This window comes from Maridesulfovibrio sp. (assembly GCF_963666665.1).
GTDB lineage: Bacteria > Desulfobacterota > Desulfovibrionia > Desulfovibrionales > Desulfovibrionaceae > Maridesulfovibrio.
Map to the genome: position 1 here is coordinate 4091272 of NZ_OY762999.1, position 23285 is coordinate 4114556.

The 23285-nt window shown below is 47.9% G+C and carries 18 protein-coding genes; 8 read left to right on the top strand and 10 right to left on the bottom strand.

What is annotated here, in order from left to right; translation table 11 throughout:
- Nucleotides 1-21: 21 nt before the first annotated feature.
- Nucleotides 22-1197, top strand: coding sequence for an efflux RND transporter periplasmic adaptor subunit (locus ACKU40_RS18660; RefSeq protein WP_320174285.1), 1176 nt, complete (start codon nt 22-24; stop codon nt 1195-1197).
- 60 nt (nt 1198-1257) lie between these two features.
- A complete protein-coding gene (locus ACKU40_RS18665) occupies nt 1258-4395 on the top strand; it encodes a multidrug efflux RND transporter permease subunit (protein WP_320174286.1) in 3138 nt (1045 codons plus the stop codon).
- Nucleotides 4396-4468: 73 nt separating this feature from the next.
- On the opposite strand, the gene ACKU40_RS18670 is transcribed toward ACKU40_RS18665, so the two are convergent.
- From ACKU40_RS18670 to greA, 5 genes are all read right to left on the bottom strand, one after another.
- Nucleotides 4469-5101 (bottom strand): phosphatase PAP2 family protein, encoded by a 633-nt coding sequence (locus ACKU40_RS18670; RefSeq protein ID WP_320174287.1) that lies wholly within the window; start codon nt 5099-5101, stop codon nt 4469-4471.
- A 15-nt stretch (nt 5102-5116) separates the two neighbouring features.
- Entirely contained in the window at nt 5117-6304 is a 1188-nt protein-coding gene (locus ACKU40_RS18675; RefSeq protein WP_320174288.1) for an ATP-binding protein, read from the bottom strand.
- A gap of 24 nt (nt 6305-6328) precedes the next feature.
- Nucleotides 6329-6763: an META domain-containing protein gene (locus ACKU40_RS18680; RefSeq protein WP_320174289.1), complete on the bottom strand. Its 435-nt coding sequence runs from the start codon at nt 6761-6763 to the stop codon at nt 6329-6331.
- An 85-nt stretch (nt 6764-6848) separates the two neighbouring features.
- Nucleotides 6849-7493 carry a hypothetical protein gene (locus ACKU40_RS18685; RefSeq protein ID WP_320174290.1) on the bottom strand — a complete coding sequence of 215 codons (645 nt, stop codon included), beginning with the start codon at nt 7491-7493 and terminating at the stop codon, nt 6849-6851.
- 227 nt (nt 7494-7720) lie between these two features.
- Nucleotides 7721-8203, bottom strand: coding sequence for a transcription elongation factor GreA (greA, locus tag ACKU40_RS18690; protein ID WP_320174291.1), 483 nt, complete (start codon nt 8201-8203; stop codon nt 7721-7723).
- Between the two features lie 406 nt (nt 8204-8609).
- On the opposite strand from greA, the gene ACKU40_RS18695 reads away from it, so the two are divergent.
- Nucleotides 8610-9800 (top strand): HD-GYP domain-containing protein, encoded by a 1191-nt coding sequence (locus ACKU40_RS18695; RefSeq protein WP_320174292.1) that lies wholly within the window; start codon nt 8610-8612, stop codon nt 9798-9800.
- A 131-nt stretch (nt 9801-9931) separates the two neighbouring features.
- Nucleotides 9932-10546, top strand: a complete 615-nt coding sequence (locus tag ACKU40_RS18700) for a TetR/AcrR family transcriptional regulator (protein ID WP_320174293.1) — start codon at nt 9932-9934, stop codon at nt 10544-10546.
- Here ACKU40_RS18700 and ACKU40_RS18705 read toward each other — a convergent pair.
- Nucleotides 10539-10838: a hypothetical protein gene (locus tag ACKU40_RS18705; protein WP_320174294.1), complete on the bottom strand. Its 300-nt coding sequence runs from the start codon at nt 10836-10838 to the stop codon at nt 10539-10541. The two genes, ACKU40_RS18700 and ACKU40_RS18705, sit on opposite strands and share 8 nt — an antisense overlap.
- Before the next feature lie 887 nt (nt 10839-11725).
- Between ACKU40_RS18705 and ACKU40_RS18710 the strand changes: the two genes are divergently transcribed.
- Genes ACKU40_RS18710 through ACKU40_RS18720 form a run of 3 tightly spaced genes read left to right on the top strand, consistent with a single transcriptional unit; the run spans nt 11726 to nt 16817 of the window.
- Nucleotides 11726-12862 carry a glutamate synthase gene (locus ACKU40_RS18710; protein WP_320174295.1) on the top strand — a complete coding sequence of 379 codons (1137 nt, stop codon included), beginning with the start codon at nt 11726-11728 and terminating at the stop codon, nt 12860-12862.
- Nucleotides 12826-14460 carry a glutamate synthase-related protein gene (locus ACKU40_RS18715; RefSeq protein ID WP_320174296.1) on the top strand — a complete coding sequence of 545 codons (1635 nt, stop codon included), beginning with the start codon at nt 12826-12828 and terminating at the stop codon, nt 14458-14460. Before ACKU40_RS18710 ends, ACKU40_RS18715 begins: the two co-directional genes overlap by 37 nt.
- Nucleotides 14461-14489: 29 nt before the next feature.
- Nucleotides 14490-16817, top strand: coding sequence for an FAD-dependent oxidoreductase (locus ACKU40_RS18720; RefSeq protein WP_320174297.1), 2328 nt, complete (start codon nt 14490-14492; stop codon nt 16815-16817).
- A gap of 100 nt (nt 16818-16917) precedes the next feature.
- On the opposite strand, the gene ACKU40_RS18725 is transcribed toward ACKU40_RS18720, so the two are convergent.
- Entirely contained in the window at nt 16918-17562 is a 645-nt protein-coding gene (locus ACKU40_RS18725; protein ID WP_320174298.1) for an RluA family pseudouridine synthase, read from the bottom strand.
- 601 nt (nt 17563-18163) lie between these two features.
- Between ACKU40_RS18725 and ACKU40_RS18730 the strand changes: the two genes are divergently transcribed.
- On the top strand, nt 18164-18496 hold the full coding sequence (locus ACKU40_RS18730) for a NirD/YgiW/YdeI family stress tolerance protein (RefSeq protein WP_015853143.1): 333 nt from the start codon (nt 18164-18166) through the stop codon (nt 18494-18496).
- A gap of 161 nt (nt 18497-18657) precedes the next feature.
- Here ACKU40_RS18730 and ACKU40_RS18735 read toward each other — a convergent pair whose 3' ends face one another.
- The 3 genes from ACKU40_RS18735 to ACKU40_RS18745 all read right to left on the bottom strand — a co-directional run bounded on the left by ACKU40_RS18735 (nt 18658) and on the right by ACKU40_RS18745 (nt 23185).
- Nucleotides 18658-20982: an ATP-binding protein gene (locus ACKU40_RS18735; protein ID WP_320174299.1), complete on the bottom strand. Its 2325-nt coding sequence runs from the start codon at nt 20980-20982 to the stop codon at nt 18658-18660.
- Between the two features lie 50 nt (nt 20983-21032).
- Nucleotides 21033-22022, bottom strand: a complete 990-nt coding sequence (locus tag ACKU40_RS18740; protein WP_320174300.1) for a BMP family ABC transporter substrate-binding protein — start codon at nt 22020-22022, stop codon at nt 21033-21035.
- A gap of 215 nt (nt 22023-22237) precedes the next feature.
- Complete coding sequence (locus tag ACKU40_RS18745; RefSeq protein ID WP_320174301.1) at nt 22238-23185, bottom strand: DMT family transporter; 948 nt, start codon at nt 23183-23185, stop codon at nt 22238-22240.
- Nucleotides 23186-23285 lie beyond the last annotated feature (100 nt).

Below are 23285 nucleotides of genomic sequence, written 5' to 3' on the forward strand. Positions count from 1 at the left end.
AATGCTACTTAGGGGGAATTTGTGAAATCTTTTTTTCGTGCGGCTGCTGAGTTGAAGGCATCCGTTGTTTTTCTCTTTGTCCTGTTGACCATGTCGGTTTTTCTGGGCGGATGTTTTGGTGATGAAAAAGACGACAAGGCAGCAGCCCAAGCCATGCCGGTCAAAGTGATCAAAGTTACGGAACACGAATTTCCTGTAATGGGAGAATACGTAGCTCAGATTCAAGCTTTGAAGACCGTGGACATCAAAGCCCGTGTTCAGGGACATATTAAAGAAAGGCTGTTCACCGAAGGTCAGCGGGTTGAGGAAGGTCAGCTCCTTTTTGTCATTGATCCCCGGCCTTACAGCGAAGCTCTGAAAAAAGCAGAGGCTGAGCTTGCCAGTACTCAGGCAACCCTTGCCAAGGCTAAGAAGGACTATCAGCGGTTTAAGGCTCTTTTTGATCAAGGAGCGGTCAGCCGCGAAGAGTTTGATTCCAAGATTACCGACAAGCAGGTGCTTGAGGCTAACGTAAGTAACGCCAAGGCACAGGTTGAGCAGGCTAATCTGGATTTGGGTTTTACCCAGATCAAGTCTCCCATGGATGGCATTATCGGCAGAACTCAGGTTGAACCGGGGACTCTGGTTGCCGCAGAGGCAACCGTTCTGGTTACTGTTTCTGCTGTCGATCCGGTTTATGTAAATTTCAGCATTCCTGAAAAAGAATATCTCGTTGCTGCTCGGGAAATGGAAATACGCAGAAAAGAAGGAAAGCCTGAAACGCCCACGAATCTCAGGATCATTCTGGCTGACGGCGGCTTCTACGATCACAACGGAACTTTTAACATGGCTGACCGTGCTGTGGATTCTTCAACCGGAACACTTGGAATCAGAGCTGAGTTTCCTAATCCGGAAAGGATTCTGCGTGATGGTCAGTATGCCAAGGTTGTGGTTTGCCTTAAGGAATACCCCAGCGCGTTGGTGGTCCCCACAAGGGCGTTGCTTGATGTTCAGGGACGTAAATCGTTATTGACCGTTTCTAACGGTACTGTTGTAGAAAAGCACATAACTGTTGATTATAGCGATGACCGCAACACCGTTGTCAAAACCGGAATCGAGTCCGGAACCTTGATCATTGCTGACGGCGTGAACAAGATTCGTCCCGGAACTCCAGTTACCCCGCAAATCTCTCAAGACAGCTCTAAAATTGATAAATAGTAACCCCATTCAATAAATCTCCCCGCAATCGCGGGGAGATAATTTTTCGCAGGAAGAACCATGGTCAATTTCTTTATCGACAGACCCATTTTTTCGTCCGTTATCTCCATTATTATTACAATGGTGGGCTTGCTGAGTATTTTTACCCTGCCTATTGCCCAGTATCCTGAGATAGCCCCGCCTACGGTACAGATTGCGGCCCAGTACACCGGTGCCAGTGCGGATGTCGTGGAGCAGACTGTTGCGGCCCCCATTGAGGAACAGGTTAACGGTGCGCAGGACATGCTTTACATGAACTCCATCAGCTCCAACGACGGACGTATGGTGCTCAACGTTACTTTTGATCTGGGACGTGATCTTGAACTGGCGACCGTTGATGTTCAGAACAGGGTCAGCCTTGCTACCCCCCAGCTGCCTTCGGAAGTAACCAAGTCCGGGGTAAGTGTTAAGAAGCAGTCTTCAAGCATGATCTGCGTAATTAGCCTCCTTTCACCGGAAGGAACATATGATTCTCTTTTTCTGAACAACTACGCCAAGATTAATCTGTTTGATGCCATTTCCCGTATCCCGGGAGTGGGTAGCGTTTCTCTGTTTGGAGATCAGGATTATGGTATGCGCATCTGGCTTGATCCTGATAAAATGGCCCGGCTGGCAATTACAGCGGATGATATCATAGCCGCAGTACAGGAGCAGAACTTACAGGCTCCTGCTGGTCAGGTTGGGCAGCCCCCGGCAGCTTCCGGCCAGCAGTTCCAGCTCTCTGTCAGGGTTAAGGGACGTCTCAGTGAACCGGAGGAATTCGGCAATATTATCGTTAAAGCCAACCCCGACGGCAGCACCGTACATATTCGTGACGTGGCACGTGTGGAAATGGGGTCAAAATCCTATTCTGCCTTCGGAAGACAGGGTGAAATTGATGCCGCAATGCTGCTGGTTTATCAGTTGCCCGGTGCAAATGCTCTGGATATTGTTGAAAACGTTCGTTCCACGATGAATGAGCTTTCCAAAGATTTCCCCACCGGGATGAAATACGACATTCCTTATGACACCACCTTGTTCGTAACTGCATCTATTGATGAAGTTATGGATACACTTTACGAGGCTATGGCTCTCGTATTCGTAGTTGTCTTCATTTTCCTGCAGAACCTGCGTGCTACCATCGTGCCCATGATTGCGGTGCCGGTTTCACTGGTCGGTACCTTTGCTTTCTTCCAAGTGCTGGGATTCTCCATCAACACCTTGACCCTGTTCGGTATGGTTTTGGCCATCGGTATTGTTGTCGATGATGCTATCGTTGTGGTCGAGGCTGTACAATCCAAGATTGATGAGGAAGGAATGGACGCCAAGACTGCTACCAAGGAAGCCATGAAAGAGGTTTCCGGGCCGATTGTAGCGACCACTGCGGTTCTTATCGCCGTGTTCGTACCAGTGGCTTTTATGGGTGGTATTTCAGGACAGCTGTACAAGCAGTTCGCACTGACTCTCGCAGTGTCCGTTGCCATTTCGTCCATTAACGCGCTTACTTTTTCTCCGGCCATGTCTGCTTTGCTGCTGCGTCCGCAAAAGGATATGCGCGGTCCGTTGGGATGGTTCTTTAAAAAATTCAACAAATATTTCAGTAAAGTCACGTCTGGCTATACTTCCGGGGTCCGTCTGATTCTGCGCAAATCAATTGTTGCGCTGGGAATTTTCGGGGTTCTCATGTTTGGAACATATACCTTGTTCAAAACAGTGCCTACCGGCTTCGTTCCCAACGAGGATCAGGGCTATTTCATGATTAACGTTCAGCTTCCCGAGGGAGCCTCGCTTGAGCGTTCAGATGCGGTTGTTAAACAGGTTGAGGATATTCTGAGAAATGAGCCGGGGGTGAAGACTTATTTTGCACTGGGCGGCTTTAACCTGATTACCGGTGCTTATTCGTCCTACACCTCGACTCTGTTTGCTTCCCTTGATCCATGGGATGAGCGAAAGGATCCGCAACTGCATGTAAATGCCATTCTGCGAAAAGTTCAGCAGAAGGTCCTTGGAATTCAGGAGGCTGTGGTAATTTGCTTCAACCCGCCGCCAATTAACGGCATCGGTTCTACTGGCGGATTGCAGTTTGAACTGCAGGACCGTTCCGGCGGAACAGTTGAAGAGTTGGCGCAGGCTGCGCAGGATTATATGGCCGAGCTGCGCAAGCGTCCTGAACTTACCGGCGTGTTCTCCACTTTCAGTGCCAATGTACCACAGCTCTTTGTTGATGTTGACCGTGATAAGGTCCGCAAGCTTGGTATTCCGCTTAACGAAGTGTTCACAGCAATGCAGACTTTCCTTGGCGGATATTACATTAACGATTTTAACAAGTACGGCAGGACCTATCGGGTTATGGCTCAGGCCGATTCCGAGTTCAGGACCAGTCCTGAGGATGTTTCCAAGTTTTATGTGCGCGGAAATACCGGAAAGATGATTCCTCTTTCCACTCTGTTGAACCAGAAGAAGATCTTCGGTCAGGAGTACATTCAGCGTTACAACTTATTCCGTGCTATTGAAATCACAGCCTCCAACGCTCCCGGTTACAGTACAGGACAGGCCATGGCGGTAATGGAAAAAGTCGCCCGTGATACCCTGCCCAGAGGCTATGGTTTTGATTGGACCAACATCGCCTATCAGGAGAAGAAGTCCGGCGGCGAGATTATTGTAATCTTTGCGCTGGCAGTCATGATGGTCTTTCTCGTGCTTGCTGCGCAGTATGAAAGCTGGATCATCCCGCTGGCGATTGTTTTTGCTGTACCGCTTGGTGTGTTCGGGGCCATATCCGGGCAGTTCCTGCGCGGGCTGGACAACAACGTATATGCCCAGATCGGTTTGATCATGCTTGTCGGCCTTGCCGCGAAGAACGCAATTCTGATTGTTGAGTTCGCTAAGGCCAAGTATGAACAGGGAGCATCCCTTCTCGATGCAGCCGTGCAGGCAGCGCAATTACGTTTCCGGCCGATCCTGATGACTTCTTTTGCGTTTATCCTTGGTGTTGTACCGCTGGTAATAGCTCAGGGGGCCGGTTCTGCCAGCCGTCATGCTCTTGGTACTTCGGTCTTTGCGGGTATGATCGCAGCTACAATTCTCGGGGTGCTTTTTGTGCCGCTGTTCTATGTGACATTGATTAAGATCCAGAACAGGAAGGGATCTGTCGAGAAGGCAGAATCTTCTGAAGAGTAGTTAATAATTCAAGCTTAAATAGAATGGGCCGCCGGAATGTTCCGGCGGCCCATTTTTTTTAGAATCATTAAATTCAATTTTTAGCGTTTCTGTATAGGAAGTAATGCGTCCAGACTGCGCAGGTAATGCCGATGAAACATCCGAAAATTACATCTGAGGGATAATGCTTGCCCACAACAACCCGGCTGATTCCAATCAGCACGGCCAGAATGATAGGAATATATTTTTTGCGTGGCAGGACCAAGGCTATCGTCGTTGTTAATGAAAAGATGCGCAGGGTGTGTCCTGAAGGAAACGAGTTCTGAAGATATTTGCCGGAAAACCAAGTAAAACCGTAGGAACCGTCTTCAAAAAACATTGGCGGACGGCAGCGGCCGAAGAACCATTTAAGTTCGTCTCCGATAAGCATGGCGGTCATGGTTGATAAAGCTATCAGCAGCATAGTTCGGGACCTGTACTTGAGTCCATTAAGCATGGCGTCAATGCTTCCGCCCAGCAGGGCTAAAAAAGAAATGGTTTGGATTGCATGCTTGGAGGCAAGGTCGCTGAGCAGTTTGCCGAGGGTTATTGCAAACGTCCCTTTTAATGAATGGGCGGCTTCGGCTATGGGCAGGTCAAAAGATTGATAAAAGGGAATAATGAGCAGCAGTGTCACAAGTGCAGCAACTGCCGTGCAGAGGGACAACTTTTTGGAATTGTCAATCATGGAAATCCTTCCTTATTAATTCTGCAGATTATTGGGACAAGGGTCAACCGCTGATGCTCCCGTTGAATGGCTGAGGGGAATTTCCACATAAAAATTGGTTCCGTCATCTTGTGATGAATCAAACCAGACTCTTCCACGGAGGTAATTCTCAGTAAATATTTTTACACTGTATGTGCCCAGTCCTCTTCCTTTACCTTTCGTCGAGAAGGATTTTTGGAATATCTGGTGGGCATTCGTCATGGGAATAGTCCCCTTGTTGGAAACAGTGAACAGGGCGTGATTGTTTTTAGTCGTGGCCTTAATCCCGACAGTGCTGTTTGCCGGAGAAGCTTCAATGGCGTTTTTGACCAGATTTTCAATGATGCGGTAAAGGATTCGTTTGTCAGTTGTTAAAGCAAACTCTTCGGTTTCAGATTTTAAGGAGATGTTTTTGTCCTTTGTCATCTGGCTGCCGGTGTATAAAGCGCAGACTGAGTCAAGTACCTGCTTTACGATTACCGGTTCGTTGTTGACCTCGAGCTGTCTGGTCTCGGCGGATAGAAACAGCCTGTGGGCGTCAATTTCATTTGCCATAAAACGTGCCCGGTCCACAATCATCCCTGCCAGATCTCGTTGTTCGCTACTTTCGGAATCTTCTTTGAGTAATGTTCCGGCATTGACTATGCCGTTTACCGCATTCAGAAGGTCATGGAGAAAAACCCTTTCCATCATTTCCTTATGCATACTGTCTGAAATATCCGTCAAATGAACTATAAAAAATTGTTCTTCCCCGATTGTTAATGGGGATGCGTTAACCTTGAGCGTGTATGCCTTGACCTTGTCGTCCACGTGTGACAGCAGCATACAGATCTCCTCAGCACTTTCTCCGGTCATTGCTGTTTGAATTGCTCGCAATGCTCCACATTGTACGCATGGTATCGACTCCCCGCACTTCTTCCCTTGTGCGTTGCAACATCGGAAAAGCTCACCTGGACGGCGTCCGAGAATTTTGTCTGTCCGTTTTTCTCCGGCAACTTCGGAAAGAGTGGGGTTATACAGAATGATTCTTCTGTCACTGTTAAGAATAAAGGCCGGGTTAGGTACGGAGTTTAGTAATTCCGCTGTAACGTCTTTTTTTATCCTCTCGTGTTGATCCAGAATGTCCGAGCTGCAAGGATTGTACTCCTCGGCCGGACTCTTCGGAGAGTATACGTCTTCACTCATGCGATATCCCGTGGTTCTTTCGGATTAGTGGCCCTTATAAAAAAGTAAGGAGTTGCCGTCTCCTTCCATGTAAAGCATGCCGTTTCGTTCCTGCATGGTTTGGACCCTCTCCAATGCCTGCATGAATTTGAACTCCTGCAGGGCTATGTTTTTAGGGCATGCCTTGCGGGTCATTGCCAGCGGTCCGGTATTGAATTGTCCGTTTGTGCGGGAGTACTCGCCGCGAAAGCTGTTGCAGCCGCCGGAACCGTAAATCTTGCCGTTGTCGTCAAGGCGCATCCAGATATGGGTGAATCCTTCGATAGGCTTGCCGTCAATATCTTCTGCAATCCACTTGATGTTAGTGGGGTTTTCATAAACAGGGTAGTAGGTCTGTTTTTGTGCACATCCTGAAATAAATATGAACAAGCAGACAGTTGAAATGGTCAGGATAAGTCTTTTAAAACTAGCAATTGTCATTAAAATATTCCTCCGTAGATTGGATTGTACTGTGAAAGATTCCTTATTGACAGAAAAATATCAAAGAAATTGCCGAAGAATGTTTTTAAAGCCCGCAGAGCATGTAGCCGAGGATCAGGCTGCATTTTTCAATGCATGAAGGGTAGAATTGTTTATGTTGTTTTGTGCGGGAACGGTTCTCTTTGCCGTAATAAAACTCTGCAATTCCCAACGGAATAAATCCGTTGCAGGATGCAAAATTCAGCAGTTTCGGGGCGCAGCAATCCCCTGTTCCTGTGGGAATACCCTTTGCGCCGTATATTATTTCCGGCATGGGACATGTTTCGGAACGGAAATTACGTACTCTGTAGATGGCGTGAATTTCGCGCATCAAGTTTTGCGAAAGCTTTTTGCGTCGGGAAGAAAGTTCTGCATGTTCCGCAGTCCCGGGAGTAAGTCCGGTCATTTCACGGCCGATTCTTTTGATTTCCTTTTCCGTGGAATCGGTAAGGTTCATGAATTCGGTCGGATCGATAATCGGGCTAACCCATCCGGGAATTTCCCAGTATCCGTTGTATTGTCCGGAAAAAGCCTTGGCATACTGTTCACATCCATCATGATCCAGATAGGTCATGACTCCAAACATCTGTCCGCGCGCGTTTCCGAAAAGATAGTCGGTTGAAAAAAGAGGGTTTCGCTGCTCCGGTGGCAGCTCAAAGTCAGTGCATTTTTCGTTGTTCAGTTTCTGCATCAATTCAATGCATAGCCGTACAGCGTTTCCCGGGCCTAAAGCGTGGGTAGTTTCACACCGGGAGCAGTAGCCGGAGCAGGATATGTTGTTTGTAAATATTTCCGTGCCGTGCATGTGAACGCTCGCTGAAGATTATAAAAACGGGGGTACGCCTTGACGCACCCCCGTTTAATTGTATTGGTTCAGAACCTGCGGCCCTGTTACTGGCTGACGGAAAACCTGTTTTACTAGGAAATAGGTCCGTTAAAGATTACAGAGACAATTCCGTATTCGATTTTGCCTTTGGGTGCGTTGACCACAACTTCATCGCCTTCAACTTTACCGAGAAGTGCCTTGCCCACGGGGGATTCAATGGAGATGATTCCTTTTTTGAAATCGCTCTCATCCGGTCCCATGATGGTGTAAGTCTTTTCATTGCCGGTATCGATATCTTCAAGAGTCACAGTCGCTCCGAAGGTGATCTTTTCACCGCCGAGTGTGGCCATGTCTACAACGTTGAACTGGGGGATGCGCGATTCAATGTAATTGATTTTCGCTTCAAGCATTCCCTGTCTTTCCCGGGCTGCGTGGTAACCGCCGTTTTCTTTCAGGTCGCCTTCTTCGCGAGCTTCCGCAATGGCTTTGATTACCTCAGGGCGCTCTTTTTTAAGAGATGCCAACTCCGCTTTGATTTTTGCAAATCCTTCTTTTGAAATGGGTATAGTGCTCATTCCATAAACCTCTAATTATTCCGTCGTTGTCAATAAAAATGCAGCCACTGCCGAAAAGGTCTTTCCGGAAGTGAGGCTGCTTTGGGTACAGGTTGCAGGGCAACCTTTCAGTTGCTGAAAGTTCTGGGTAGAACATCCTTTGAAGTAGGTCAAGTCGCATTTGCCAAAAGATAAATTGTTTTGGTGTTTTTTTAATATTATTAAAGTGTTGTCTGGTGTTGAGTTACTTTCAATGATACCTGTTATGGACATTTTCGACTGAATCTAATTTATAATTGTAACGGTAATAAACTGGTTTTATTGAGGTATTATTTTATCTGAAAGGTGCTTTTTAAATTGATAATTTAAGGATAAGTTATTTGTCCTTGCGGGAAGATTTTTGTTTTATGAATGAGAGGGTGTTGTGGTGTCTGATGAGGTAAAGATAATTGAAAAGAAAGACGTAAAACCGGGAATGTATGTCCAGCGCTATGGAGCCGGTACGTTTAAAGATCCTCTGGTTGAAGTCGGTAAATATATTGAATCGTATGAGGATATTGCGAAGTATCTGCCTGATGAAACCCAACAGGTTGAGATAATAAGCGGTAAGATCCTGCCGAATATGAGCTTCTCCTGTGAGAAGGGGGCTCATACAGCTGGCGATGCAGCACGTAATATGGCTGAAGCCTTGCCTGAAGCTCGCCGGGTTCATGAGGAAGCACTGAATTATGCTCGTAAATTTATTGAGGACGTGCGTCAGGGGAAGACTGTGGCTGTTGAAGAAGCAGCCCCCATTGTAGGTGAGGTGATCGACAGCCTGACAACCAATGAGCCTGCCGCCCTGACGCTTGCGTTTCTCAAAAGGTATGATGAATACACATACACGCACAGCATCAATGTGAACCTTTATTCCCTGTTGCTGGGAAAGGCTCTTGGTTTGCAGCGCGAGGAGCTTGAGATGCTGGGGATTGCGGCCTTGTTTCATGATGTTGGAAAGGGGCGTATTCCCAACAAGGTTCTTAATAAACCCGGCAAGCTCACTGATTCTGAATATGAAGTCATGAAAAGCCATTCCCGTAAAGGTCTTGAGGTTCTCAAAGGAGTTGAGGGGCTTGATCAGGCTGTGCTGCGTGGTGTGCTTGAACATCACGAGCGCTTTGATGGAAACGGTTATCCCAATGGCGTAACAGGTGAAGATATCCACCCTTTTGGGAGGATTATTGCTATCAGTGATGTCTATGATGCGCTGACCAGCGTCAGGGTTTATAAAAAAGCAGTAACTCCTGCCAAGACTTTGAGTCTGATGTTCAAATGGAAGGGTACGGATTTCGATCCTGCCTACCTGAACCGATTTATAAGGGTGATGGGGATCTATCCTCCGGGAACCATGGTTCAGCTGGATGATTTGCGGTTTGCTCTTGTTCTGGAAACCAATGAGACAAAACCTCGGCATCCGAAGGTTAAAGTCTTGTTTAATAGTAAGATGCAGCCTGTGCACTCCGAGTGTCTTGATCTTGCTACATATGAAAAAGACGGTCAGGGTGTTCAGGTTATGCGCCAGCCTGACCCGCAGTCTTTGGGGGTTGATATGCAGCAGCTTTCACGTTTTTTGGTCTAAATCTGTCACAGTATTTATTAGCAGCCGGAATCAGATTTATCTGATTCCGGTTTTTTTGTTGACGGTAAGTGACATTGAGTTCATCTATTTCTCAAAAGATAATTTAACTAAGCAATTAGATGGCGAGGCATATGGTTCGTAAACACGGGAATTTTGAAATTGTGCAGGACAGGGCGGATGTAACCAGAAATGATATATTGGAAGCAGCTCTGGAGGTCTTCTCTGAAAAGGGGTACGCCGGAGCCAATACCAAGAATATTGCCGCCGCTGCCGGAGTGGCCACGGGATCGGTGTACCGCTACTTTAAAAATAAAAAGGTGATTTTCATTGAAGTAATGAATCTGCTTCAGGGTCGAATAGGTTCAGATCTATTTGCCAAGGCTCGGACTATGCTTGATGATGGAGAGCCGTTTAGCGCAGTAGTGCGCATGCTTGCAGTTTCTTCTGTGGAGTATTATCGCAACAACCGTATGTTTTTCAGGGAAATGATAGCTCTTGAGGCTACCGACGAAAAAATTTCAGCTATCGGGCGCGAGCGGGATCGTAGGACTCGCGAAGGGCTAATGGATTTTTTAGGTTCCCGGAGGCAACAACTAAAGGTTGCCGATCTTGAAGCTGCTGCCGAACTGGTTCATCTGGTGATAGAGCAGGTCTCGCATCGGGTGGTTGTATTTGATTCCGAAGTTGGAGAAGACCGTCTTGTTGCTCAAATGATAGTGATGCTGGATAGGTTCTTGCTCAAATAACAAATTCCATTTCAGTGAAAAGCTTGTCTTCATCGTAGAGGTCCGGAAATCTGGCTGATATTTCGTCCATGGTTGCGAAATATGAATCCCAGCCCAGAACCTGTGACTCTTTTTTCTTGTTTACGAAAATTTTAAACGTGGTCCCCTTGGGGCATTTGGTCATATTCAGCTCCAACACTCCAGCCGCTGTGCTTTCCAGCCAGACAGCCGACCATGCAGTGCGGTCTCCTTCCGTTTTTTTGTATTTCTCAAAGTAGGCTTCAAATATTCTTTTAATGTCTGCGCGGTTCATTTGCATTCTCCTTAGGTTTATTGCGTTTTGAGCATAACTATTTTGTTTAAAAATGGGCAAGTAGTATGGGTGGAAACCTGATTTTGATGTTCTGGGTTGTTTTCTTCTCAGTCGGGTCTCTGGCTACATTTTTGTAGGGTATGTTCGATGCTCATTGAGAAAATTTCCAAAAATGTAATTTTTTGAGGTTTAAGATGTGGAGACCGGTCACTTTGCAGGGGAGCTTGTTTCGCTCTTCTGTTCGCAAGCTTGATTTGTGACCATATAATTACGCTATCAATAATGACTGAAGAGCGTTTTTTATGGCTGATTGTCGCTTTTTGCTAAAAGTAGAATTGAGTGTTTTTCGAGATTGCCACTTTGGTATAAACGGCAAATATCTTGTTCGTTTTTGAAGCTAAATATCTTTTTATTTTAGTGTATTGTCTGGGGTTGTTCGTTGTGTGTCTTGGCGGTAGGTTTCCCTTGCTTTTGAGGTGTTATGACCGGTTTGAGAGTCTTGAATAGTCAGTTTCGGATTTAAAAACTTCATTTTCGTATTTTTGTTTGCCAAAATTGTTTTTTTCTGACATTGTCTAATCTCTGAATCGCTCTAGTCTGCAAAAAAATGATCTTTATATTCTGATTTCGATTCAATTTCAGATTCCTGAAAAAGCGTTTGTGCCAATTTTGAGAGGTGGAAAAACTCAAAATGTCAAAAAAGAGCTGGCACATATTACTCATTTCGAAATATAAATAGATTAGAGCCGCATTGGCTGATACTTTTTCAATAAAAAAACGCGTCAGCTGCCTGCCGGAAACCTTCCAGAGTTTCGGAGCCGTCCGACTTCTGCCTCCCCGGGCTGCTGTATCTGTTGAACCTTATAATCATGGAGTGATCTGACAATATGTGCCGTTTATTTGCGCTTACAAGTCGCGATCCGATTTCACCCATGCTGGCCATCAATGCCCTTAATACAATGAAAGAAGGTCATGACGGCTCCGGCGTTGGGCTCTGCCTCAGGGGACTGGGCGGTCGTTTTGAAGAAGAATTGCAGGGCTGTCCCATTCTTTCCGGTATCTTTACCGAAGCCGGTCTGCGCAGACTGGAACAATATACCATGGATCATGGTTTTAAGTCCCAGTACAGCATCCTTTACACCCCGGATACCGAACCGCCGGAAGGCACTCCTGTTCGCGGTACATATGCAGCCATTGCTTACAAGGTTCCCCGTGGATGGGACGAACTGACCCCTGAACAGCAGGGTCAGAAGCTGGTTGAAATGCGTCTTGAACTGCGCAAGATGGGCGAAGAAGACGGAGACATTATGGTCTTCTCTTTCTGGCCTGATACCATCGTTGTCAAAGAAGTAGGTGATCCGCTTGAAATCGGTGAATGGCTTCAGCTCGGTGCCAACCGTAACCTTTTTGCCCGCCGTATTATGGCACAGGGCAGGCAGAACACAAACTACGCCATCAACCTTTACGCCTGTCATCCGTTCTTTATTGAAGGCGTAGCCTCCATGACCAATGGTGAGAACACCGCGTTTATCCCCATCAAGGAATATCTGCAGTCCAGAAATGTGACTGGTTACGAGGGTTATCAGTCCGACTCCGAGGTCTTCACCCATATCGCTCATTACACCACCAAGCGTCTGGGACTGGATATCAGAGCCTACAAGCACATCATCACTCCGCTTATGGATCATGAAATGGCCGACCATCCGGACCGCGAGTTTCTCGCGACCCTTAAGCGTTCCTGCCGCAAGATGATTATCGACGGCCCTAACTGTGTAATCGGAACACTTGATGACGGTTCCATGTTCATGGTTCAGGACCGCAAGAAGCTTCGTCCCGGCATTGTGGGCGGTAAAGACGGCATCTACGCCTTCTCTTCCGAAGTCTGCGGAATCGACGCTGTCATTCCCGACCGCGACAAGTCAAAAGACTTCCAGCCCATGCACCTCGATACAGTAATCGTCGGACCCGACTGCAAGGAGATAGAGACATGCTCACAGAAAGACCAATTACCCCGTCAACTTTAGGCGTTAAAGACCTGAACTGGCAGATCGAGTGGGACAAGAATCTCTGTACCCAGTGCGGTCGCTGCACTTCAGTCTGTCCGGTCAACGCTATTGAACTCGGTGTCTTCCGCAAACGCGAGATCAAGACTCCCGCAAGCTTGCTGAAAAAAGCCGAGAATGAATATACAGTTTTTTACGGCATCCGCCAGAAGACCGACCCAGCCTATGCTTGCATCGGTTGCTCCATGTGCAACATGGTCTGTCCCAACAATGCTATCGGTCCCAAGCGCGAAGAAGGTTCCACCACTCAGAAATTCCACAATGACCGCGGCGGTAACGCCCGCACCCGTGGTGGACGCCGCAACTCCGGTGAATCCCTGCTGGACCAGATTAAGTTCATGCGTATTTCCATGCTTACCGACCCCGCACTTGATGCAGGTCGCCATGAGTTCCGCCTGAATACTTTACTCGGTCGTGTGCTTTCTCCGGAAGACAGTCTCAAGGCTTATCAGGAAAACGGTTGGAAACCCCCGGTACGTGAGATTTATCCACTGGTTATCGGCGGCATGTCTTTCGGTGCACTTTCCCCGAACATGTGGGAAGGGCTCCAGATGGGTGTTGCATACCTGAACGAAGAGCTGAACATGCCTGTTCGTATTTCCACAGGTGAGGGTGGTTGTCCTCCCAGACTTCTCCGTTCCCGTTTCCTTAAATACGTAATTCTCCAGATCGCATCCGGTTACTTCGGCTGGGATGAAATCATCCACGCCATTCCCGAGATGAAGGTCGACCCCTGCGCAATTGAGATTAAGTACGGTCAGGGTGCTAAGCCCGGTGATGGCGGACTGCTCATGTGGTACAAGGTTAACAAGCTCATCGCTGCTATCCGCGGTGTTCCCGAGCGTGTAAGCCTGCCCAGCCCCCCGACCCACCAGACCCAGTATTCCATTGAGGAATCAGTTGCAAAGATGATCCAGTCCATGAGTATGGCCTGGGGATTCAGGGTACCGGTCTACCCCAAGATTTCCGCTTCCTCTACATCGCTGGCGGTTCTCAATAACCTGACCCGTAACCCTTATGCCGCAGGTCTGGCCATTGATGGTGAAGACGGCGGTACCGGTGCTGCATACAACGTCTCCATGAACCACATGGGACACCCCATCGCCAGCAACCTGCGTGACTGCTACAACGCTCTGGTTACAACCGGTAAGCAGAACGAACTGCCCCTTATCGCGGGCGGTGGTATCGGTAAATCCGGTAACCTCGCAGCCAACGCCGCTGCCCTGATCATGCTCGGTGCAAGTGCCGTCCAGGTCGGTAAGTACGTCATGCAGGCAGGTGCAGGCTGTCTCGGTTCCGAAAAAGACCGCTGCAACGTCTGTAACATCGGCGTATGTCCCAAGGGTATTACTTCTCAGGACCCCAGACTTTACCGTCGCCTTGATCCTGAAAAGGTAGCTGAAAGGGTTGTTGACTTCTATCTGAGCTTTGACACTGAAATCAAAAAGATTATCGCCCCTCTGGGCCGCTCCACATCATTGCCTATCGGCATGTCGGATGCGCTTGGTATCAGTGACCGTGATGCTGCTGACAGACTCGGCATCAAGTACGTGGTTTAACAACAGCTCACGATTTACGGAGATTTAAAATGGCAACAGAAAAAATATGCATCAGCGGTCTTGAAGAAGGCGCCCGTATTGAATCCCGCATCCTTGAGGAGCGGATTCAGAAAGCGGTTGCCGATGGAGCCCGCAAGCTTGAAATAGACGCCATGGGCCAACACGGCATCGGCGGACGGCTCTGGATTTCCAAGGAAGAACCCATTGAGATCGACGTTATCGGTACTTCCGGTCAGCGTCTCGGTTCCAAGGGCTTCCCCGGTACAACTATCAATGTTCACGGTTCAGTTTCCGATGACGTAGGTTGGCTTAACGCCGGTGCTGAAATCATTGTCCACGGCAATGCGTCCAACGGCGCATGTAACGCCATGGCTCAGGGTAAGGTTATCATCAACGGCGATATAGGTGCTCGCGGTATGACCATGACCAAGACCAACCCGCGCTTTGATGCCCCGGAGCTTTGGATTCTTGGCGGTGTTGGTGACTATTTTGCTGAATTCATGGCTGGCGGTACCGCTGTAGTCTGCGGTTACGAAGCACAGAACCCTGAGAATGTTCTCGCTTTCCGTCCTTGTGTAGGTATGGTTGGCGGCCGTATTTTCGTACGCGGACCCCACGGTGAATTCTCCACAGCCGATGCTATCCTTGAGCCCATCTCTGATGCGGACTGGGAATGGCTCTGCAGTAACTTGAAAGAGAACCTTGCCAAAATTGGCCGTGAAGATCTTTATGATACCTTGACCGAACGCAAGGAATGGCAGCTCATTCGCGCCAAGTCCCCATTTGAGAAAACCGGGCGCAAGCGTCGCTCTATGTCTGAGTTCCGTACTCAGGTATGGGATGGCGAGCTTGGGCAGGGTGGCCTCATTGGTGACCTGACCGACCTTGATCGTTCCCCCATTCCGCTTATCACCCACGGTGAACTGCGCCGTTTTGTTCCGGTCTGGGAAAACCGTAAATATCAGGCTCCCTGCCAGTCTGCATGTCCTACCGGGATGCCGGTACAGAAGCGCTGGCAGTTGGTCCGTGACGGTCTTGTTGACGAAGCTGTGAACCTTGCTCTTTCTTATACTCCTTTTCCCGCCACTGTCTGCGGCTATCTTTGCCCCAACCTCTGTATGACCGGTTGTACCAGAGGGGTGAAGGATATGCTGTCTGTGGATATCACCAAGCTGGGCCGCGAGGGCGTTAACAGTCCGGCCCCAGAACTGCCGCCCCTTTCCGGTAAGAAAGTAGCGGTTATCGGTGGTGGTCCCGCAGGTATCTCCGTTGCTTGGCAGATTCGCCGCAAGGGTCACGAAGCAGTTGTATACGATATGGCGGAGAAGCTTGGCGGTAAGATCGCTTCTGCTATTCCTTCCAGCCGTATTCCCAAGGAAGTACTGGATGCTGAACTTGAGCGCGTAGCCAAGGTTATTCCTCATGTACACATGCAGAAGAAGCTGACTGCTGACGATTTCGCAGAACTGCGCCAGAACAACGACGCAGTGGTGCTCGCTATCGGTGCCCAGAAGCCGCGCATCATTCCCATTCCCGGTCATGAGCGCATCACTCCGGCCCTTGAGTTCCTCAAGAGTGCCATGAAAGGCAAGGCAGAAGTTGGTGAGAAAGTAGTAATCATCGGTGCAGGTAACGTTGGTTGTGACGTTGCTACCGAATGTGCCCGTCTCGGCGCGAAGGATATTCTGCTTATCGACATTCAGAAGCCTGCCGCTTTCGGTAAAGAGCGTGAAGAAGCTGAGCACGTAGGCGCCAAGTTCCGTTACCCCTGCTTTACTCAGGAAATCACTGATGAAGGCGTGGTTCTCAAGTCCGGAGAAGTTCTTCCGGCTGATACTGTAATCATGTCCATCGGTGATACTCCGGATATCGACTTCCTGCCCGATACCATTGCTCTCGACCGTGGTCACATCGTGGTTAACGAAGATTACCAGACCACCGAACCCGGTGTTTACGCAATCGGTGACGCAGTGCGTCCCGGTTTGCTGACCCACGCTATCGGTCATGGTCGTGAAACTGCTGAGACTCTCGATGAAATCTTCACCGGCAAGCGTCCTCATGCTGAGCCTAAAGACGTTATCGATTACAGCCGTATGACCCTCGAATACTTTGATCCGCGCCTCACTCACTTTAAGGATGTTCAGGAATGTGCTCAGGAATGTTCTTCCTGCGGTTCCTGCCGTGATTGCGGTCTTTGTGAAACCGTCTGCCCGCAGGCGGCAATTTCCCGCAAGGGCGGCGAAGGCAAGGATTTCGAAATGGTCTGCAATCCTGAAAAATGTATTGGCTGCGGATTCTGCGCCAATGTATGTCCCTGCGGTATCTGGAATATCGTAGAGAACAGTCCCATGGGATAATATAAAGTCTTAAAGAATAGGAGAACCGGGCGGTCCGGTGATCCTGTATGGATTCTAAGATGAAAGCCCTGCTGAAGTGATTCGGCAGGGCTTTTATTGTTTAAAACAAGGGCGCAATCTTAAATTCCATTTTTTCTTTTGTCTTCGGATGCTCAAAGCAGAGATATCCGGCGTGCAGCTTGAGCTGTCCGGGCTCAGTGCCGGAGCCGTAGAGTCTGTCACCTACGATGGGACAGCCGAGTCCTTGGGGATGGGCTGAATGCACTCTTAATTGATGGGTTCGCCCTGTCAGCGGGGTGAATTCCACTCGGGTCATGCCGTCTTCAATCCCCAGCTTGCGCCAGTGGGTGATGCCCAGTTTGCCGTGAATCGGATCGTAGACCTGATACGGGCGGTTATAGGGATCAAGGCGGAAAGCCATCTCAATAACTCCGCTGTCTTCCTTTACTATACCTTCCAATAAGGCTTCATATCTCTTCTTTACTTGCCTTTGCTGGAACTGTTCCATCAGTTCCCGCACTGCCCGGGAAGTCAATCCCAGTACCAGTAATCCTGAAGTATCCATATCCAGACGGTGTACGGTGGGGAATTTGCGACATTCCGGGAACATTTTCTGGACTCGCGTTACAACGCAATCCTGATTCTCAGGTCCACGTCCGGGCACGGAAAGAAGCCCGCTGGGTTTGTTGACCACCACAATTTTGCGGTCCGCATAGACTATGTCGAGAAGTTTTTCGTCGTTCATCAGTTTTAAGTCCATTTTTTTAGACAAAGTTTAGCTATCAGTATTTATAATGGAAGAGTGTGAATACAGCAAATGGATTTAAATGTGAAGAAATAAGTTATTTGCTGTTCATTCAGAATTGTAAACTGTGTTGAGCTTATAAATTCGATTTTTATTCGTATTATAAGTCTTTTTCGAGAATGAAAATGGTGATTTTGAGGTCTGAAAGGAAATAACCCTGTATTTCCTACTGCAGTAAAGGGATATTGCTCTTGTTGAACCCGGGTTCAGTGTTGAATTAGGGGTAAAATATAGTGTTACGAAACTAGAATTGTTATACATATGTCAAAAAAATGGTTGTGAAAAAAATATCTATAAGCAATATGAGGGGTTAAGGGGTGTTTTGTACAAAATTTCACAAATAGCTTATTTTTTTGATTGCATAATCAAATTGAGAGGACTATTACTTGATCAACGGATCAAGAACAGGTCCTCTTAGAAAAAATGGACGGAAAAAATATCCGGACGTTTTCATAAAGGTAAAAAAATAATTTTCATAAATAAGGTTTCAAATCTTTAACTTCCACCTCCAAGGTGGGACGGGTAATAAGAGATGAAAAAAATGAGCGTACTTTTTCTTTTACTCCTGGTGATTGTGGCTGCTGCAGCAACTTCCGAAACTCTGGATTTCAAATCCAAAGACGTAACCACTGTTGCTGAAGCGCGTGTGTCCGGTGCTGACACCAAAGCAGTTGTAAAAGGACACATTGTAAGAAAGATCAACGACAATAAATACGTATTTCAGGACAAGACCGGTGAAATCATCATCGACCTCAGCCCGAAAGCGGGATCCCTCCCTGCTGACGTTAATGCTGAGATCGAGATTGAAGGCAGGGTCGAGCAGGATCTCGTCTTCGCCGGAATCGAAGCCCAGAAAATATCCGTTATCAACTAAGACGGACCTCACAGGAATAATTATTCCGAACCAGAAAGGTCGCTAATCCGACTCTCTTGAATCTGAATTGTCAGCAGTTTTCAAAGCCGCGTCCGAGGACGCGGCCTTTCTGTTTTTAGGGCCCTAGAGCTGAGTTTATACTTCGCTTCGGGGTCTTTTATTTATCTGAAATACGGGCTGCACAGCTCATTGATGGTGCTGATGATTTTGTCCTTGGACACTGGCTTGGTCAGGAAGGAGTCACAGCCTGCTTCAAGTATTTTGTGCTTTGCTTCAGTCAGGGCATGGGCGGTGAGGGCGACAATGATGCTCGGTTTTCTCTCGGCCCGGTTTTCCCAGTCTCTAATTTTTCTGGTGCACTCGTAACCGTCCATTACCGGCATTTCAATATCCATAAATATCAGGTCAAAGCTATGGGTGCTGGCCTGCCCGAAACCTTCTTCACCATTATGGGCAATTCTGAGGTTATGGGGCATGTCTTTGAAAAAGAGCTGGATCAGCATGCAGTTGGCTTTGTTGTCTTCCACAAGCAAAATGTCGAGAGGGCGAATTCTGCCCGGGGGCTGGACTGGAATAGGTTGCTGCTGCGTATTTGTTTTGCTTAGGGCTTTTTTTGCCGAATTCTCAAGGGAGTGCATGTCCAGCGGTGCCAGTAGAACACTTCCGTGGAATTCCTTAATATAATCCTGCCCGACCGTGGTGATCAGAATGATTTTTTCTTCATCGATCTGCATGGCCCTTAATTCGTCCAGAGTCCGCTGTCTTTTCCAGTCGTGGATGTTTCCGCGGACAATGACCAGATCATAAGGGGAGTTTGATTTTCGGCTGTTTTCGATAAAGCTGCGGCCTTCCTCCATACTCTGGGCTTTGCTGATTCTTTTGGTCCTTGTGCTGATCCTGATGGCAAGAGCCTGACGGGAGTAGTCCTGATCGTTAATGATCAGGATGGATTTCCCGCGTAGAGGTGAGTTGGATATGGAAACCCGGGGGTCTTTTTCAAAGGGAAGTTCCATGTGCACGGTGGTTCCGAATCCCTTACGGCTTTCAAGCCAGATTCTTCCGCCCATGGCCTCGCACAGGGATTTACATATGGAAAGGCCAAGTCCGGTCCCGCCGTACTTGCGAGTAGTGGAGGAGTCGGCCTGAGTGAAGCGGTCAAAAATAGAGTCCAGTTTATCGTCCTCTATGCCGATTCCGCTGTCCTTGACTGCAAAATGGATTTTAAGCGCCCCGTCTTTATCTGCCATATCCGGCTGAACAAGAGAGGTCTCTACGACAACGAAGCCTCTTTCCGTGAATTTGATGGCATTACCTATGAGGTTGACGAAAATCTGCTGCAGCCTTGAGGGATCGCCCATGAGCTGCTCTGGTACATCCCGGTTGATGTTATACGCCAGTTCCAGACCTTTGCCGTGTCCGGCATGGGCGGTAACCTTGAAGGCCTTGCCGATAATCCGGTCGAGATTGAGGTCTCTTTTTTCAAAGGCAACTTCACCGGCCTCGATTTTACTCAGGTCAAGAATTTCGTTGATTAAGTGAAGCAGGGATTCTCCGGATTCCTGAAGTATTTCCACAAATCTGCGTTGTTCATCGTCCAGATTTGAGTCAGCGAGAATCTCAGCCATGCCGAGAATTGCGTTCATAGGGGTTCGTATCTCGTGGCTCATGGCAGCCAGAAATTGGGATTTGGCGCGGGTTCCCTTGGCTGCTTCCACTGCCATCGCTTCAGATTTGGCAATAGCTTTGACCAACAGTTGGTTGGCTGATTCAAGTTCGTGGGTCCGTTCCTGAACATTAACCTCCAGATTTTTGTAGAGGCTTTCAAGATTGCGGCTCATGTGGTTGAAGTTAAGAGCTAGAATCCCGATTTCATCCATGCGGGAACCGACATCTACCGTGACAAATTTCCTTCTGGCAATCTTTCTGGTGTTGTTGGCCAGCATTCGGAGCGGGGAGATCAGGATTCGCTGGAAAAAGGCGTCCAGAGCAATAATGGTGCAGAGCATGCAAGCGGTGAAAAGAATTGTCAGGCTGACCGTGTTCTCACGGATTTCGTTTCTGACTTTATCCAGCTTCATGCCGATTTCAACCCTTCCTATATGTTCCTGACCGCTAATAATCGGTCGCGAGACAATTAGTACATTGGCTCCGTATGAAGGTGTGTTTTTAGATATATGGGATTTGGATACGATATTTCCCGACTGCAGGATGGGGTTTCCTTCGCGGTTGTAAATTTCGCAGAAAGCAACTTGCGGTGATTGTTCGATGGAGAGGGCAAGGTCTTCGATAAGGAAGAAGCTGAAACGGGGCAGGTATTCGGCGCAGGAACGTGCTGCAAGGGAGGCTATCCGGTTGCCGTGTTCGTAGAGACTGTCTTCAAGCAGCCTCTTTTGGGAATCAACAATGTAATATCCCAGCATAAAAAAGAAGAGCAGCAGGATAAGGCCGGTGCCTATAGATATTTTAAACCGTAAGCTGTCCTTCATTCCAGTACAATAACCATGTTTTGAATTTACCTTGGTGCGGTCCGTAGTTTCTATTTGGGATTTTTCCGGTATTGGACCTTTATTTCGCCGTTTATTATTTTGTTCCTGATATCATCGATTGTTTTTAATACAGCAGTGGGGATTTTGTCTCGAGTGTATTTCATTTCACTCAATCCTACACCGTTCTGCTTTAAGCCGTAGCTGGTGGGGCCGGATTTGAATTTTCCCTGCATAACTGCCTTCAGTTCATTGTAGGCTGCTACGTCCAGTTTCTTGATCATACTGGTCAATACGAAACCTTTGGCCAGTGAATCCTGATCCGAATCAACACCGATAGCGTATTTGCCGCTGCGTCGGGCTGCTTCAATTACACCGTTTCCGGTAAGTCCGGCAACAGTGAAAACAATGTCTGCTCCGGCTTTGTACTGCCCCATGGCAACATTGTAGCCCTTGGCCGGAGCATTGAATCCTGAAAAGTCTCCCAGCGGACTCAGGTAGGTCACTTCGACTTTAATGTCAGGGACAGCATATTTTGCCCCGTCCACATAGCCTTGTTCAAATTTACGGACCGGAGGAACCGGGGTTGCTCCGATGAATCCTATTTTGCCGGTCTTGCTGGTCAGTGCCGCTAACGCCCCGGCCAGAAAGGATCCTTCACCCTGCTCAAAGAAGACCGACGAAACATTTTCCATTCCATCCAAAGGAACTTCGCTGATGATGAATTTTTTATTCGGAAACTTCGGGGCCGTCTTTTTTACCAGTTCCGCATGCTGAGCACCTACAAGGATCAGGATATCTGACTGTTTGATAAGATTGGTGAAATCTTCGATTCTGGATTCGCCGTCCACTTCCGGCTCAAGAATGATTAATTTAAAATTGAATTCCTGCTGTGCTCTGCGGATTCCGCCATAAGACATATCATTAAATGAAAGGTCGCCAAGACCTGAAGCTCCGGTAACAAAACCTACTACGGGCTGGTCCGCCCAAGCTGTCCCTATTGCAAAAAACAAGAATAAAATTGCGACAAAAATTTTTTTCATAATTACCCCGGAGTAATGAAAGCTGTGTAGTGCAGCAATGAACATGCCTTTAAGGTCTGTCTTATTTTTAGAAGTATCTTCAATAAAACGTAACTTAATATAAAAGTGTAATTTATAAAAGGTTATTTCCGCAAGCTCTGCATATGTCTTTTCAATGAAGAAATCCCGGCAAAATTAATTTTGCCGGGATTAAATATAAACTGAGGATAATAAGATTAGTTTTTTTGTTTTAAAAGTGACCCGTGAGGGGTGACGATCATGGATTTCCAGTTAATCTTTCCTCCGATTTGGGCAAGTCCTACCCCGGCGAAGATGACAACTGAGGCCAGCCGTTGTGTGAAATTCAGTGTTTCACCCAACAGAAACCATCCGAAAAATGCTGCAATGGCCGGTACAAGGTTGATGAAAGCTGAGGCTTTTCCTGCAGGCAGGCGGCTCATTCCTACATTATAAAGTCCAAATGCGCCGAGGGTGACGAAGGCCCCGAGGTATCCGGCAACTAGGATAACATGCAGCGGGTTCTGCCCGAGACCGTCCCGGATAAGCAGGTACATGCCTGGCAGGAAAAATATGCATCCGGCACTGTTTTGGACTGCGGTCAGAGTCCATGGACCGTAGCTGGCGGAGAGCCTTTTTACCAGCAGCATATATCCCGCAGCACAAACCATGGCTAGAAGTTCAAGCATATTTCCCAGTGCCGGGTTTGAGCCGTTACCGGAGGGACTGCCGCTCAAGGTCAATGCTGCAACTCCAAGCATGGAGAGAGCAAGCCCTATCCATCCGGCCAGGGTTGTTTTTTCCTTGAAAAAGAATCCTGCTCCGGCTGAAACCATCAGCGGTAGGGAGGCGGAGATCAATCCGGCCTGTGTGGCGGTGGTGAAGGTCAGGGCATAGGATTCTGAGAGGAAGTAAAGACAGGGCATGAATAAAGCCATTATGGCAAGTGCAAATCTGTCCTTTCCTTTTTTTACCGGGCCAGCAAGTTTTGAAATGAAGGGGGTGAGCACTAGGGTGGCTATTCCCGTGCGCATCCACATTACCGCCCACGGATTCAAATTTCCTACAAGATGTTTCATTGCCGCAAAAGAACTTCCCCAAAGCAGCACCGCCGCCAGTATGGAAAATACAGGAATTATAGATGTGTTCGATTTGTTTGCGTTCATATTTTTCTCCTTAAAGAGAAAAGTAGCCGCTTGTTTGACCTTGGTCTTGGAAAAAATTGCTCTTGGATAATGGTGAAAAAATAATAGAAATGATGATTCG

What these genes read in the sequence shown, in the direction of transcription:
- ACKU40_RS18665 (WP_320174286.1), top strand. Translation starts at nt 1,258, where the DNA reads ATGGTCAATTTCTTTATCGACAGACCCATTTTTTCGTCCGTTATCTCC.
- ACKU40_RS18670 (WP_320174287.1), bottom strand. Translation starts at nt 5,101, where the DNA reads ATGATTGACAATTCCAAAAAGTTGTCCCTCTGCACGGCAGTTGCTGCA.
- ACKU40_RS18675 (WP_320174288.1), bottom strand. Translation starts at nt 6,304, where the DNA reads ATGAGTGAAGACGTATACTCTCCGAAGAGTCCGGCCGAGGAGTACAAT.
- ACKU40_RS18680 (WP_320174289.1), bottom strand. Translation starts at nt 6,763, where the DNA reads ATGACAATTGCTAGTTTTAAAAGACTTATCCTGACCATTTCAACTGTC.
- ACKU40_RS18685 (WP_320174290.1), bottom strand. Translation starts at nt 7,493, where the DNA reads ATGCAGAAACTGAACAACGAAAAATGCACTGACTTTGAGCTGCCACCG.
- greA (WP_320174291.1), bottom strand. Translation starts at nt 8,203, where the DNA reads ATGAGCACTATACCCATTTCAAAAGAAGGATTTGCAAAAATCAAAGCG.
- ACKU40_RS18700 (WP_320174293.1), top strand. Translation starts at nt 9,932, where the DNA reads ATGGTTCGTAAACACGGGAATTTTGAAATTGTGCAGGACAGGGCGGAT.
- ACKU40_RS18705 (WP_320174294.1), bottom strand. Translation starts at nt 10,838, where the DNA reads ATGAACCGCGCAGACATTAAAAGAATATTTGAAGCCTACTTTGAGAAA.
- ACKU40_RS18710 (WP_320174295.1), top strand. Translation starts at nt 11,726, where the DNA reads ATGTGCCGTTTATTTGCGCTTACAAGTCGCGATCCGATTTCACCCATG.
- ACKU40_RS18715 (WP_320174296.1), top strand. Translation starts at nt 12,826, where the DNA reads ATGCTCACAGAAAGACCAATTACCCCGTCAACTTTAGGCGTTAAAGAC.
- ACKU40_RS18720 (WP_320174297.1), top strand. Translation starts at nt 14,490, where the DNA reads ATGGCAACAGAAAAAATATGCATCAGCGGTCTTGAAGAAGGCGCCCGT.
- ACKU40_RS18725 (WP_320174298.1), bottom strand. Translation starts at nt 17,562, where the DNA reads ATGAACGACGAAAAACTTCTCGACATAGTCTATGCGGACCGCAAAATT.
- ACKU40_RS18730 (WP_015853143.1), top strand. Translation starts at nt 18,164, where the DNA reads ATGAGCGTACTTTTTCTTTTACTCCTGGTGATTGTGGCTGCTGCAGCA.
- ACKU40_RS18735 (WP_320174299.1), bottom strand. Translation starts at nt 20,982, where the DNA reads ATGAAGGACAGCTTACGGTTTAAAATATCTATAGGCACCGGCCTTATC.
- ACKU40_RS18740 (WP_320174300.1), bottom strand. Translation starts at nt 22,022, where the DNA reads ATGAAAAAAATTTTTGTCGCAATTTTATTCTTGTTTTTTGCAATAGGG.
- ACKU40_RS18745 (WP_320174301.1), bottom strand. Translation starts at nt 23,185, where the DNA reads ATGAACGCAAACAAATCGAACACATCTATAATTCCTGTATTTTCCATA.